The sequence below is a fragment of the Acinetobacter sp. LT1 genome (assembly GCF_059800965.1).
Genome location: NZ_JBBAXE010000011.1, coordinates 80118 through 94570, shown reverse-complemented (window position 1 = coordinate 94570; position 14453 = coordinate 80118). Strand labels below are relative to the sequence as shown.

Here is a 14453-nt window from a genome sequence, read left to right as displayed (position 1 = left end):
GGCCTTCTTTTTATTCAGCAATATGCGAATTAACCAAGTTTTTTAGTTACATAGTCAATTGCAGATTGAACTGTAGTGATTTCGTTAGAATCTTCATCAGGGATAGTGATGTCGAAGTCATTTTCGAAAGACATAACAAGTTCAACTAAATCTAAAGAGTCAGCACCTAAGTCATCCATAAAAGATGCTTCGTTTTTAATCTCTTCAGCTTTAAGACCAAGTTGTTCTGCAACCGCTTGTTTAACGCGTTGTTCGATATCGCTCACAGGAATTCTCCTCATTGCTTGTGGCGTTTAATTTGCCACTAGTTTAATTGAATATAAAAATTTTTAAAAGTTTATACATCGGCGTTAGGCCATGTATAAACCACCATTTACATGTAATACCGTACCGGTAATGTAACCTGCTTTATCACTTGCAAGGAAACTCACCGCATTTGCGATATCTTGTGGCTCACCTAAGCGATTTAAAGCCACTTGATCACTCATTTTTTTGCGAATGTCTTCACTAAGTGCATCTGTCATTTCTGTTGCAATAAAGCCTGGCGCCACACTGTTTACAGTAATTTGGCGGCTACCCATCTCTTTTGCAAGGCTACGGCTGAATGCTTCAATACCTGCTTTAGCAGCAGAATAGTTCGCTTGGCCTGGGTTTGCAAAATGAGCTACAACAGAACTGATATTAATAATTCGACCAAAACGCGCCTTCGTCATACCCTTAAGCACACGTTTAGATAAACGATAAACTGCTTTAAGGTGAATGTTGAGAATGTCATCCCAATCATCTTCAGACATACGAAGCAACAAATTGTCTTTCGTAATACCTGCATTGTTAACTAGAACAAGTACAGGACCATAGTTCTGTTCAATATGAGAAACGACTGCTTCAATCTCATCGAGATTACGCACGTCGAGCGCCAAACCTGCCCCTTGTTCACCAAAGCTATCACTTAACTTTTGTGCACCAGATTCAGAAGTCGCAGTACCTACAACAAAATAACCGTCTTGAATAAGTTGCTGGGCAATGGCAGCGCCAATACCCCGACTCGCGCCCGTTACTAATGCAACTTTGCGTTCTTGTGTCATGCAATTTTTCCTTCTGCCACTAAAACAGCATTTAGGGCATCTTCCATTTTGCTCTTACTATCAATAGAAAAAGCTTTTTCAATATTTGGTAAACGCTTTGCGAGATTACTCAATACTGTACCTGGACCACACTCAACAATGTACTGAATACCTTGGTCTTGTAGAGACTGCATGGTACGTGTCCATTGTACAGACTGGTACAATTGTGCTGTTAAAGCCTGACGTAATTGAGCAACATCGGTAGCAATTCCCGCGTTGACATTTTGTATTACAGGAATGGTAGGTAGCTCAATGGCAGTTTGTTCCAAAGCTTCTGCAAATTTTTCTGCTGCCGGCTTCATCAATGAACAATGTGATGGAACAGAAACTGGTAAAGCAATTGCTTTAGCAGATTGTTCTTTTGCCAATGCCATAACTTGCTGTACAGATGCAGTACTACCAGCAATCACAACTTGACCTTGTGAATTATAGTTTGCTGCTTCAACTGAACCTTGGCCTGATGCAGATACGCTCTGGCACAATTCAACTACTTTATCATCAGCTAAACCAAGAATAGCAGCCATAGCGCCTTCCCCTTGAGGAACAGCATTTTGCATGAGTTTTCCACGCAAATTAACTAACTTAACTGCATCCGCCAAACTCATTGAACCTGCTGCAACTAAAGCGCTGTATTCACCTAAAGAGTGACCTGCAAGGTATTTAGGAGCTAAACCACCTAAATCTAACCATAAACGCCATAAAGCAATACTGGCAGTTAATAATACAGGTTGGGTATTTTCTGTTTGGTCTAAACCTTCACCACTTTGTGCAATGTGCCAAAGATTAAATCCTAGCGCGTCTGAAGCTTCGGCAAAAGTTTGCCCAACTCCACTAAACTGTTCTGCGAGTTCAGCGAGCATACCAACTTTTTGTGAACCTTGACCTGGAAACACAAATGCAGTTTTTGTGGCTAAAGCTACTTGTTCAAGACGTTTAGCAGACATAAGAAATCCTTTTTGGGTTTTCACTCATTTCTCTGGAGCGGAAATTTAACATTTAATTTGTATATTTATAATTGCGAAAAACAACAAAAAAAGGGAGCTTTCGCTCCCATTTTTTCTATACTTAAGCATCACGCTTAATGCATATCATGCAATTATTCAGCATCAGCTGCTTTAGCGAATAATTGGCGACCACGGTAGAAACCGTCTTTAGTCACGTGGTGACGACGATGAGTTTCACCAGTTGCTTGGTCTACTGTTAATGCATTCTCGGTTAAAGCGTCATGTGAACGGCGCATGTCACGGCGAGAGCGACTTTTACGGTTTTGCTGAACGGCCATGATGGCTCCTTACAAAGATCGAAAAAATGGATCAGAACAAATTCAGTTGTCTTATCTCACAATTATAACACAAATTATGAGTTAAGTTTACCCTTCAAACCTGCCAAAACATCAAACGGATTATCCCGTTTTTCTTCGACAACATTCTGAATGGTAGGTTGATGTTTATGTTCACAAGCATCATGCTTGGGAGATAAAGGCATCAACAATAACAGTTCATCTTCTAGTAATGCGAGTAAGTTAATCGAGGCAGGCGTATCATAATCGCCTTTCGTCGAAGACTCACTTTCACCTAAAACGATGAAATCAGCATCCTCATCCAAGCGCTCTATCAGTGACTCATCATCCACTAATGCAATATGGAAGTCTAAGACAAGAGGCATTTCAACAGGTTCCAAACAACGTTGGCACTCCATTGGAACTTTCGTGTCCATGTGACCGTCCATCCACACAATGCGATGATATGCATCCATTGATAGCTTACAGTCTATGTTGATCAATTGATTATCAATTGATCCAACAGCTTCACGAGCGATACGAGCAAAGCGAGACAAGGGCAGTTGACCTGACCATGTAAAGCCTTGTTCAGCCCATTTAAACGGCTCAATCTGTGCCGGAAAGGTATTTGCTGACATAATTAAGGCGGCAATTCTACAAATTCATCGGTACTCTGTCAAAGATTAAGATACAATTTTGCACTTCTTTAGACAGAACTCGGGGTAAATTAAGCAATGCACCTGTTGCAGCCGCAACCTGAAGTTAACACTTCATTACTCGTTTGCACCCATTCAACTCATCAGAACACTCTTGTACCTGACCTAGTGCAACTCTCACCATGGTCAAGCTCAAAATCGGAGTCTGAGCAAGTTGATTGGCTTATTTTACACTTTAATCACTGGTTTTCCCACCATAATGTGACATTAGTTCGTGGTGATTTTGAACCTGAATATTTTCCAGCGACAAATAAAGAACCAGCCAAGATCCAATTTGCTCACGGTTTCTTTAATAGTGCTTTGCATGAAATTAGTCACTGGTCTATTGCAGGTGAAAAAAGACGTCTATTACCAGATTTAGGTTATTGGTATGCACCTGATGGTCGCACCCAAGAACAGCAAAGTTTATTTGAACAAGTAGAAATTAAGCCACAAGCAATTGAATGGTTATTTGCGCAATCTTTTGGCCGAAAATTTAGAGTTTCACTCGATAACCTTACAGGTGATAGCGGTGATGGCAAACTATTTAAAGATAACGTTTATGCTCAAGTGCAACGTTACTTTTCGGGTGAAGCTAAGTTGCCACGTGATGCAGCATCATTTATTGGTTTTATTTGCCAATGTACACGTTCGGGTACACCTTTACAATTAAATGAATTTAAACGTGAACTCCTTGATTAATTGACAAAAAAGCTACGTTAATTACTTGCCTAGGCCATTTAAAAAGCCTAATAATTATTTTTAACACTGGCGTGATGGAGTCTCTAAAATATGATGCATTTACATGTACATCCTGAAAATCCACAGCAACGCCTCATTGCCCAAGCGGTTGAACGTATCCGAGCAGGAGATGTTGTGGTCTACCCTACCGATGCTGCCTATGCAATTGGGTGTCAAATCGGTAATAAAAATGCCATGGAACGTATTGCACAGATTCGTGGCTTAGGGCCTAAACATCAATATGCCATTATGTGCTGTGACTTATCTGATATTGCAACTTATGCAAAAGTTGATAATGCGACATATCGTTTATTGAAAGCGAATACACCAGCTATTACTACATTCATTTTACCTGCAACAAGTGAAGTTCCTCGTAGATTGATGCACCCTAAAAAGAAAACGATTGGTTTACGTATTCCAAGCAACCCGATTTGTCAGGCTTTATTACAAGAACTTGGTGAGCCGCTACTCACCAGTACATTAATTTTACCGGGTCAAGAAGACCCTCTAGATGACCCTTATGATATTGAAAATCAGTTAGATAAACGAATTGATGTATTTATTGACGGTGGTTTTGGTACCTTGACCAGTACAAGTATCGTTGATTTATCGGGCGAACATCCTGAAATTATCCGCCGTGGTGTTGGCGATGTAAGTGCTTTTGAATAAGCACTTACTTTTTTACCAATAGTTTAAAAAAAAGTATTATCACTCAAAAAAATACTCTTTATTTATTTTGGATTTTTTTTACACTTTAGTCGTTAAGTAATTTATTAAAAGACACAATTCATTTAGAATGATTTTCACTATCTGCTGTTCTTCTACTTACAGCTGTCTAGGACTTGAATAACAAGTCTCATGCTTTTGAAAATTCGCGTGGCTTATAATCGTAATGAATCAATCACTTCATCAATCCATGGAAGACGCTCCACACATCCGTGTTTTAGATGAGTGGCATGACAAAATTCCAGAAGATCTCTATATACCTCCAGCTGCATTTGAGATTTTGCTCGAGCGGTTTGAAGGTCCATTAGATTTTTTAATTTATCTGATTCAGAAAAACGGTTTCGATTTAATTCAACTCGATATTGCTCCTATAGCGACTCAATATTTGGCCTATATGGATAGCATGAAATCTTTAAATATCGAGTTGACAGCAGATTATATGGTGATGGCTGCTTTATTGGCTGACTTGAAGTCTCGCCTACTTCTACCAAAACCTACAATTATAAGTATTGAAAAAGATCCTAAGCAGGAGCTTATTGATCGTCTTGAAACCTATCTACGCATTAAGCAAGCAGCTGAGCGTTTAGGTCAAATGCCAATTCTTGAGCGCGATACATTTAGTGCCAATGTAAGCTTGGGACATATCTCTCCTGTTTATGAAGGTTACGATATCTCAGCGCTACATGATGCGTTGTTCTGTGTATTTAATCGCCCCGAACCTATTACCCATGTTGTCGCTCAAGAACCTGTTTTACTCGAAGAACGTATTGCATATATTGAAGAGAAATTAGAGTCTGGTGACGTGTTAAGTTTTAAAGAATTACTCAATCCCCAGCAAGGTCGTATGGGAATGGTTGTTACTTTTATGGCAGTTTTAGAATTGACTCGCCAACAGAAAATTAAAATTATTGCCACTGGTATTGAAGCCCCGTTAGCAATTCAAGGATCTTCAATATGAGTAGTTTTGAACAAAATAATAGTGATTTGTCATTAGCTGACATACATCATGAAGTCTTATTACAACTTGAAGCAATTATCTTTGCCAGTGAAGCGCCTGTTTCAATTGCCCGCTTAAAAGAAGCATTTAACAATCAATATAATAAACAACAGCTTCGTCAGCTCTTGCAACAGCTCGCGCTATTACAACATGGTCGATCTATTGAGCTGATTGAAACAGCACAAGGGTTTCGCTTTCAGGTAAGATCTAAATATCGTAGTATTATTGCGCAAATTTGGCCAGAGCGACCAACAAAACTGTCGCCTTCATTACTAGAAACCCTGGCTGTCATTGCTTATCATCAACCGGTTACCCGAGCTGATATTGAACAAATTCGTGGTGTATCTAATAATAGTCAAATTCTTAGAACACTATTTGACTGGAACTGGATTAAAGAAGCCGGTTTTAGAGATTTACCCGGAAGACCTGCGTTGCTAATTACAACGCCTCAGTTTCTGAATGCTTTTGGTCTAGCCTCTCTAGGCCAATTGCCTCCCCTACAGAACGCCAAGGAAGCCTTTATGGCTCTCGATGCAAATGCACCGAAATCATAAAGAGGTGGACTGTTGATCATTATGTCTAAGGTTGTGCTGTCATGAGTGAAAAATTGCAAAAAGTATTAGCGCGAATCGGATTAGGTTCCCGCCGATATATGGAAGAGGTTATTGCCGCAGGACGCGTGAGTGTAAACGGTCGTGTTGCCCAAGTGGGTGAGCGCATTGAACCAGGCGATGAATTACGCATTGATGGCCGTAAAGTTCAGTTTCAGATTGAAGACGAAATTCGTCGTCGCGTACTGATTTATTATAAGCCTGAGGGTGAAATCTGTTCACGTAATGATCCTGAAAAACGCCCAACCGTATTTGATCATTTACCACAAATTGCCAATGACCGCTGGGTAATGGTAGGTCGTCTGGATATTAACAGTACTGGTTTATTACTATTCACAAATGATGGTGAACTTGCTAACCGCTTAATGCACCCATCTAATGAAATCGAACGTGAATACGCTGTTCGAGTAATGGGTGAAGTAACGCCAAAACTACGCCAAAACATGGTCAACGGAGTAGAGCTCGAAGATGGCCCTGCCAAATTCGAATCATTCTCTGAAATTGGTGGTGAAGGTATTAACCGCTGGTACCAAGTTGTAGTAAAAGAAGGTCGTAACCGCGAAGTACGTCGTATTTTTGAATCGCAAGATCTTAAAGTAAGCCGTTTATTACGTACACGCTACGGCACAGTTATTTTACCGCGCGAATTACGTACTGGTCGTTGGATGGAACTCGACAAAACTGACATCGACAACTTAGCCAAATCGGTTGAGTTAAAACCACGTCAAGGTACAGGTTTATTTGGTATGGCAAAACGCCGTACTGATCGTATGACTGAAAAACCAATGGCTGCGCGTCGTGGCGGATACTTACGTCAACAACGTCGTGATGATGAAAAAGAAACTCCTGTTAACACAGGGAACCAACGTAAATCGACTGGTTTTAACCGCGGTTCGAAGAAATTCTAAGATATTAAAAAGATGTAAAAAAAACCGCTCAAATTTGAGCGGTTTTTTATAGCCGTTTAACTTAATTCATTTTTGCCAGTTCAATCCATTCAGCTTCGGGGAAATGAATAGCTAAGTAATCTTTCAAATAATTTGAAGTATCTTGAGAAATTAATGGATCTTTTGATTCATCTTTTAGATTATAAACCAAGGCATGCAACTTCAGCCCCCGAGACTTAAGTGCTTCAAGACTAAGCAAAGTATGGTTAATACTTCCTAAACGGCCCGATGTTACTAAAATAACGGAAAACTGATGCTGAGCGACATAATCAATGGTAAGCAAACTAGTGGTTAATGGCACCATTAAGCCTCCAGCACCTTCCAACAATACGATTTCAAAACGCTCCGCCAATGTTTTGGTCGCATTTTCAATTTTTTGAAAATCAATTTCTCGGTTATCAAGACGTGTTGCAAGATGAGGTGAAGCAGGATAACTGAAGATTTCAGGCATGGTTAGCTTGTCATGATCTTCTTGAAACCAACCCTGCCCCATAATTTCACGATGCTTTTCAATATCCTCAGAAATATCAGTATTACCTGTCTGAATGAGTTTTTGAGTAATCACTTTTTTACCCTGCTCAGTCCATAATTTTGCTAAGAAACCTGTCGCATAGGTTTTACCAATTTCGGTATCAATCCCACTCACAAAATAGATCTGGCCACTCATTTACTTCATTCTCCGGACAATACAATAAATCGGATGATATGTTAGGGAATATCCTTCGGCATACTTAAACCGATCATAATCTTGATAAAACTGTTGTAAAGTTTGCTTAGTCCAACGATGCTGCGCCGTTGCTGTTACACCTGTTGCTTTTAAATGCTGTAACACGTCTTTAGGTGAATCGAAATAGAGTTGAGTTTCTGATTCTGACAAATGCAAAATCTCAAAACCAGCCTGAATTAAGGCACTATTCCAATTTTCAACTGACCAATAACTTAAACCTTGTCCTGTTAATTCTTTAATCTCTAATAAGTTTTTAGAACCGAATGTTGAGAAGCACAACCAACCTCGCTCAGTTAAAGCCTCATTACAACGTTCGAGCAAATGCGGTAAATCTTGCATCCACTGTAAAGCTGAACCTGAAACAATCATATCCAGCTGCTGAGGGAAATCTAAAGTTTCAATATCCCCAATCAACCATTTTAAATTTTCTTGATGACTAAAGTGCTGCTGCACATCTGCATATAGATCATTCAAAATTAACTCTTCAAACTGAAAAGATGTAGCAAGAAGACGAGTTAAATTGCCAGAACCACAACCAATTTCAAAGACACGCGACATCGTAGCCGGGCAGAACTGCTGAACTAAACCTGTTAAATTTTGGCAAATCTGTTTTTGAACAATTGCATGCTCTGAATAGCTTTGCCCTGCTTTGGCAAAACGCTGGGCAACTAAGTTTTTATTCAAACTCACAGAAAACTCACCAATTCTTCAAGTTCATGTTGCTGCACCATTGACGTTAAAGAAATACGCAAACGCGAACTGTTTTTAGGTACTGTTGGTGGACGCACAGGCATAGCATAAAAACCACTTTCCTGAACGTATTTCGCTTTATCGATCGCAGCCTGACTTTCTCCAACAATGACTGGAATAATATGGCTGGTCGATGGGCTTACATAACCCTTTTGCACAACAGCTTGTTGAAGATATTGGCTAATATTTTTTAAGTGTTCACGTTGAGATTGAGAGACTAATACTTTTTGAAAAATAAAGTTTGCCCATGCCATAACAATCGGAGGCTGTGCAGTACTAAAAATAAGTGGGCGCATTTTATTAATGAGATAATCTTTAATAATTGGATCACAAATAATGTAACCACCGACCGCCGCTAATGCTTTGCCTAATGTACCGACCAGAAAATCAATTTCCTGAATCACATTATATTGTTCAGCACATCCTAAGCCTTGCTGACCACGAACCCCAATTGAATGCGCTTCATCAACATATAACATAGTTTTAGCAAACCGTTTTTTTAGCTGAACTAAAGCGGCTAAATCCGTCTCATCACCGTCCATACTAAAAATACTTTCTGTGACCACAATGATTCGTTCGATCTTGTCATCATCATGATATTTTTGGAGGAGTTGTTCCAAGTGTTGTAAATCGTTATGTCGATAACGCACATACTGAGCGCCAGATAAACGTATACCGTCAATCATACTGGCATGAACTAACTTATCCGCCAATATTAAAGTTTTACTATCAGCAACAGCTGGCAAAATACCAATATTCATATGGTAGCCACTATTAAATAATAGTGCCGCGCGACCACCAAATGCTTGGCTTAGGCTATTTTCTAATTGTTCATATTCATCAAAATTGCCCGTTAATAGACGTGAAGATGATGAACTAAAATAGCTACGCTCGATTGGAAAGCTATCTAAAAACTCTTGACGAAGATTGATATCAGCAGCCAACCCAAGATAATCATTTGAAGCTAAGTTGAGCATCGTTTTATTTTGAATCGTAATAAAACGTCCGTGCTGCACATTTTGGGTAAATTGTCTAAAGTTACCTTGTTGCTTTAACTCATCTAATTCGGCAGAAAAATGATCAAGCAATGACATCTTAATTCGCTCCCTGCATCGTTTGAACAACTTCAACCAATTGTTCGAGCAAATCGCTTAACTCTTGATGCGTGATGACATACGGTGGCATCACATAAACCAATTTTCCAAAAGGACGGATCCAGATTCCACGGTCTACAAATTGTTGCTGTAAGGTTTTCATATCAACATTAAAGGTGAGTTCTACTACACCAATTGCACCCAGCACTCGCACATCGGCAACATAATCAAGCTGACTTAAAGGCGTTAAATATTGGCTAAGCTGTTGTTCAATTCGCTCAATATTAGCCTGCCAATCTTGCTCAATTAATAATTGGGTACTTTTTAAAGCGACCGCGCAAGCAAGTGGATTGGCCATAAAGGTTGGACCGTGCATAAACACCCCAGCCTCACCGCGACTAATGGTTTCTGCAACATGCTTTGTCGTTAAGGTAGCAGATAACGTCATGTAGCCGCCTGTTAGTCCTTTACCTATGCACATAATGTCTGGCTCAACTTGTGCATGTTCCCAAGCAAAAAGCTTACCCGTGCGACCAAAACCAGTCGCAATTTCATCAAAAATTAATAACAGATTATATTGTTCACAAAGTGCTTTCGCCTGACGTAAATATTCAGGATGATAAAAACGCATCCCCCCTGCACCTTGAACAATCGGCTCAATAATCAGTGCAGCAAGGTTTTCATGATTTTGCTGAATAGCTTCTTCTAGCTCGGCAATATCTTCTTGGTTCCACTCTTCATAAAATTTGGTTTGCGGAGCTGCTACAAAAAGACGGTTCGGTAAACTTGTACCAAAAATCTGATGCATACCTGTAACAGGATCACAAACAGACATCGCATTCCATGTATCACCGTGATAACCGGAACGTGTAGTAATAAAATTTGTTTTTTGTGGTTGGCCTTGTGCTGTCCAGAATTGCACAGCCATTTTCAAAGCAACTTCAACGGCTACCGAACCTGAATCTGCATAGAAAATTTTATCGAGACTTGGCGGCGTAATTTTTAAAAGAATTTTTCCAAGTTCAATTGCAGGATCGTGAGTTAAACCACCAAACATGATATGTGACATGTTTTGTAATTGATCTGTCACTGCCTGATTGAGTTCAGGGTGGTTATAGCCGTGAATTGCACACCACCATGACGACATACCATCAATTAAAGTCTTACCATCATCTAGTTCAATCGTTGCCCCATAGGCACGTTTAACTTTAAACGTTGGTAAAGGTTGGGTCATTGAGGTATATGGATGCCAAATATGTTCCAAATCAAAATTATCGGTCATCCTCTATACCCTTTTACAGCAATTAAATCTTTCATTTAGCACATGTTAAACCTGTTAAGAATGAAAGAAAATTGCGAGATCAACCAAAGCTTATTAACTTTGCTGATGAATTGTTAAAAATTGGCAGATTTCTTCAATTGTTCGATCTACTTCTAGGTATGGAAAAGCATGAGTAGCGCCTTCTAATACTTTATAACTCATGTTTTCTGTCGCGATATCCTTGAAATTTTCACTAATTTTGCAAGGAATGACATTATCTTGCTCGGCAAACACATGAAGCTGCGGACCTAGATAGTTTTTTAAGTTATTTACCAAATTTAGTTGCTCAAGCATTTGCAAACCTTCTGATAGCAATTCACTTGAAGGCGGATTTGCTATGTTTTGCATGCTTATCCAATCTTGTTTAGCCTGAGAGGAACCGAGTGTAATTAAATAATAAAAACGCTTTAAAGTGGCTTGCGGGTTTTGTAAAAAAGAAGTCTTAAATTGACTAAACACATCAGCAGGCATAGCAGTCTGCCAATTATCGTTGGTAACAAAACAAGGATTTGAAGCGAGCGTAATTAAAGTTTTAGTTTGCCCTGTTTGTTCATAAAAAGTATTAACCAGTTGAGTTGCTAACTGTCCACCTAAAGACCAACCTATTACTACATCAACCTCAGCAACTAAATCAAGCTGGGCACGATACTTACCATCTAAAATATTAAAAATATTAATAAGTTGTGTTTGATAGCCAGCTTTTTCCAATTGCAATTTAAGGGACTGCAAAGGCTCCACTCCTACTCCCCAACCTGTAATTAATAAAATTTTATTTTGTAACTTCATATGCCTGCTCAAAGCCAATTTTATAAGGATTATATAATAATATCGATTTAAAATATCTTTTAAAATCAATATAAAAATTAAATTTTAGAGCATAAAATTAAGCATTTATAATGTGATAATATTCTGAAATATATTGATAAATAAGACCCGCATTATTCATAGTAAACATACAAAAAATTAATTATCTAAACATTGAAGCCAATCAAAAAACAACATACTCCACACTTCGCCTATAAATCCATTATGCAATGTAATTAATGTTAATACTTATGTTTTTTTATTAAAAAAAATGACTCACCAATTCATTTTAATGCTAGAAGATTAATTATTGATCAAAAAGTATTAGGAAGGCTAATATGAACAGTCAAAGCACAATATCTGATGGGAGAGAAAAAAATACATCTTTTGTTACACCCAATGATATTATAAACAACTTATCTTTAGATAAAAATTACTGCTTATTTTTGGATATTGATGGTACATTAGCACCCTTTCAAATTAATCCTGAGCATAGTTTTATTCCACAAACTACCTTAGACGTTATAAAAAAAATTACTAAATTAAATATACCTGTTATTGCTGTAACAGGTCGTGATGTAGATACAGCAAGCAAACTACTACATCCTATTGAAGTTCCAATTGCTGGTTTACATGGTTTAGATATTTATTTTGATTCAGGAAATTATATTCGACCAGATTTAAGCAGTATTAATTTCAAAAAATTAAAACAAGATATTACCAAAAATTGTGATAAACATCCTGAATTATTAATTGAAGATAAAGGATATTCTATTGCCTTACATTATCGTAAAAATCCTAATTTAGAAAATAATGCCATTAATATTATGCAAAGAATTAATTTAAATTATCCTCAATTAAAAATAAATAGAGGGAAATTTGTTGTTGAATTAATTCCAAACCAAGCTGATAAAGGTAGAGCAATTAAAACTATATTAAATCATCTTGATTTACCTGCTGTATTACCTATTTTTATAGGTGATGATTTAACAGATGAATCTGGTTTCACTTACATTAATCAGCAATCTGGCCTTAGTATTAAAGTAGGTCCGGGTGAAACACAAGCAAAATATAGATTAAAAGATATTGATAATGTCGCGGATTTTCTTCTTTTATTTCAAAACAGAATAAAAAGCTTATATGTCAAAAATAGCCAAAATCAGAATGGAGAAAAATTATGTCTAAATTAATCGTATTATCGAACAGAATAAGTATGCCATCGGGTAAGGCTTCAGCAGGTGGCCTTGCAGTAGCTGTACAAGATGCATTAAATGATAGTAACGGCATTTGGTTAGGCTGGAATGGTCAGCAAATTACCGATACTGAAGCGCCTGAATTCGATCAGGCATATTCTCATGGGATCGACTACATTACCTGCCCTCTTACACATCAGCAATATGCACAGTACTACTGTGGTTTTGCCAATAAAGTATTATGGCCTGCCATGCATGATCGGGATGACCTGATCGAATATAATGCAGAAGAATATAATACCTACCAAAAGGTCAATCGTTTATTTGCTGAAAAATTACAACAGATTGCTCAGCCTGATGATCTTATTTGGGTGCATGACTATCACTTTTTCAGCGTAGCTCGTCATTGCCGTGAATTAGGTATGCAAAATAAAATCGGTTTCTTTTTGCATATTCCTTTCGCAAGCTTAAATATCTGGCGCAAGATCCCAGTTGCACTACAGTTGGTCCAAGATCTTTGCCAATATGATGTGATTGGTTTACAAACTCAAACCGATCAGAACACCTGTATGCAAACCTGTATGGGCTTACTTGAAGCTCAAAAAATACTAAGCGACAGAATCAGTTATAAGAAACGTCAAATCTTGATTAAGTCCTATCCTATCGGTGTTCAGCCAGAGCTTATTCAGCGCCAAGCACAACAGGCCTTTCATACACCATACGTATTTAACTTTGAAGATATACCACGTCAAAAAACAATTATTGGGGTTGACCGGATTGATTATTCAAAAGGTTTACTTGAGCGTTTCAATGCATTTGCAACTTTCCTTGAAACTAATCCTGAATATCATGGATTGGTACGTCACCTTCAAGTTGCAACGCCTTCACGTACAGATATTCCAGCCTATCAACGCTTATACCAACGCTTTAAGGCCAAATTAGAACTGATTAATGAAGAGTTTGCTCATGAAGATTGGCGACCTATCGATTGTTGCTTCGACACAGTTCAACATGACAGCTTGATGCATATTTATCGTCGTTCTGACATTTGCTGGATTAGCTCATTACGTGATGGTATGAATTTGGTCGCAAAAGAATATATTGCGGCTCAAGATCCAGAGAACCCAGGTGTGCTGATTTTATCTAAATATGCCGGTGCTGCTGAACAAATGACTCAAGCATTGATTGTTGATCCATTAGATAGAGCAGCCATGATGGATTCTTTAAAAACCGCTCTAGAGATGTCCAAAGCTGAACGTATTAATCGTTATGAACAGTTAATAGAAGGTTTAGCAGCTACTGACCTGAGCGATTGGCGAAATAATTTCTTGAAGGATTTAGAAAATTCTCCGACATTCACAAAGTCTAAGTTGTCCTTACAAGAAAAGTATCAACCCACTTACCATGTTTTATAATAATTTAAGCTTAGGGAACATCGAGGATG

Annotated in this window: 17 protein-coding genes; 7 read left to right on the top strand and 10 right to left on the bottom strand. The window is 38.3% G+C overall.

Going from position 1 to position 14453, the window contains the following annotated elements:
• Positions 1-29: 29 nt before the first annotated feature.
• The 5 genes from acpP to WBW42_RS12385 form a co-directional block, all read right to left on the bottom strand.
• The gene (acpP, locus tag WBW42_RS12405) at positions 30-266 is read right to left on the bottom strand and encodes an acyl carrier protein (protein WP_001279871.1); all 237 of its coding nucleotides are present in this window, start codon (positions 264-266) and stop codon (positions 30-32) included.
• A gap of 84 nt (positions 267-350) precedes the next feature.
• A complete protein-coding gene (gene fabG / locus WBW42_RS12400) occupies positions 351-1085 on the bottom strand; it encodes a 3-oxoacyl-ACP reductase FabG (protein WP_002120395.1) in 735 nt (244 codons plus the stop codon).
• Positions 1082-2068, bottom strand: coding sequence for an ACP S-malonyltransferase (gene fabD, locus WBW42_RS12395; RefSeq protein WP_032056904.1), 987 nt, complete (start codon positions 2066-2068; stop codon positions 1082-1084). The genes fabG and fabD overlap by 4 nt, the downstream gene beginning before the upstream one ends.
• 152 nt (positions 2069-2220) lie before the next feature.
• Entirely contained in the window at positions 2221-2406 is a 186-nt protein-coding gene (rpmF, locus tag WBW42_RS12390) for a 50S ribosomal protein L32 (RefSeq protein WP_000290730.1), read from the bottom strand.
• A gap of 74 nt (positions 2407-2480) precedes the next feature.
• Entirely contained in the window at positions 2481-3041 is a 561-nt protein-coding gene (locus WBW42_RS12385; RefSeq protein WP_002120393.1) for a YceD family protein, read from the bottom strand.
• Between the two features lie 96 nt (positions 3042-3137).
• Between WBW42_RS12385 and WBW42_RS12380 the strand changes: the two genes are divergently transcribed.
• From WBW42_RS12380 to rluB, 5 genes are all read left to right on the top strand, one after another.
• Positions 3138-3800 carry an elongation factor P hydroxylase gene (locus tag WBW42_RS12380; RefSeq protein WP_032056905.1) on the top strand — a complete coding sequence of 221 codons (663 nt, stop codon included), beginning with the start codon at positions 3138-3140 and terminating at the stop codon, positions 3798-3800.
• A gap of 90 nt (positions 3801-3890) precedes the next feature.
• Positions 3891-4508: an L-threonylcarbamoyladenylate synthase gene (locus WBW42_RS12375; RefSeq protein WP_002120255.1), complete on the top strand. Its 618-nt coding sequence runs from the start codon at positions 3891-3893 to the stop codon at positions 4506-4508.
• Between the two features lie 223 nt (positions 4509-4731).
• Positions 4732-5523, top strand: a complete 792-nt coding sequence (locus WBW42_RS12370) for a segregation and condensation protein A (protein ID WP_017387236.1) — start codon at positions 4732-4734, stop codon at positions 5521-5523.
• Positions 5520-6116, top strand: coding sequence for an SMC-Scp complex subunit ScpB (gene scpB / locus WBW42_RS12365; protein ID WP_002120355.1), 597 nt, complete (start codon positions 5520-5522; stop codon positions 6114-6116). The genes WBW42_RS12370 and scpB overlap by 4 nt, the downstream gene beginning before the upstream one ends.
• 41 nt (positions 6117-6157) lie before the next feature.
• Entirely contained in the window at positions 6158-7081 is a 924-nt protein-coding gene (rluB, locus tag WBW42_RS12360; RefSeq protein ID WP_017481313.1) for a 23S rRNA pseudouridine(2605) synthase RluB, read from the top strand.
• Between the two features lie 61 nt (positions 7082-7142).
• Here the strand turns inward: rluB and bioD are convergent, their stop codons facing one another.
• The 5 genes from bioD to WBW42_RS12335 all read right to left on the bottom strand — a co-directional run bounded on the left by bioD (position 7143) and on the right by WBW42_RS12335 (position 11798).
• Positions 7143-7787 (bottom strand): dethiobiotin synthase, encoded by a 645-nt coding sequence (gene bioD / locus WBW42_RS12355; protein ID WP_017481312.1) that lies wholly within the window; start codon positions 7785-7787, stop codon positions 7143-7145.
• Positions 7788-8537 carry a malonyl-ACP O-methyltransferase BioC gene (gene bioC / locus WBW42_RS12350; RefSeq protein WP_017481311.1) on the bottom strand — a complete coding sequence of 250 codons (750 nt, stop codon included), beginning with the start codon at positions 8535-8537 and terminating at the stop codon, positions 7788-7790.
• The gene (locus WBW42_RS12345; RefSeq protein ID WP_017481310.1) at positions 8534-9691 is read right to left on the bottom strand and encodes an 8-amino-7-oxononanoate synthase; all 1158 of its coding nucleotides are present in this window, start codon (positions 9689-9691) and stop codon (positions 8534-8536) included. The genes bioC and WBW42_RS12345 overlap by 4 nt, the downstream gene beginning before the upstream one ends.
• Position 9692: 1 nt before the next feature.
• Positions 9693-10973: an adenosylmethionine--8-amino-7-oxononanoate transaminase gene (gene bioA, locus WBW42_RS12340; RefSeq protein ID WP_017481309.1), complete on the bottom strand. Its 1281-nt coding sequence runs from the start codon at positions 10971-10973 to the stop codon at positions 9693-9695.
• Positions 10974-11066: 93 nt separating this feature from the next.
• Positions 11067-11798 (bottom strand): alpha/beta fold hydrolase, encoded by a 732-nt coding sequence (locus WBW42_RS12335; protein WP_017402526.1) that lies wholly within the window; start codon positions 11796-11798, stop codon positions 11067-11069.
• 356 nt (positions 11799-12154) lie between these two features.
• Between WBW42_RS12335 and otsB the strand changes: the two genes are divergently transcribed.
• Positions 12155-13006 carry a trehalose-phosphatase gene (gene otsB / locus WBW42_RS12330; RefSeq protein WP_017481308.1) on the top strand — a complete coding sequence of 284 codons (852 nt, stop codon included), beginning with the start codon at positions 12155-12157 and terminating at the stop codon, positions 13004-13006.
• Entirely contained in the window at positions 12994-14424 is a 1431-nt protein-coding gene (locus WBW42_RS12325) for an alpha,alpha-trehalose-phosphate synthase (UDP-forming) (protein ID WP_000040106.1), read from the top strand. The genes otsB and WBW42_RS12325 overlap by 13 nt, the downstream gene beginning before the upstream one ends.
• Positions 14425-14453 lie beyond the last annotated feature (29 nt).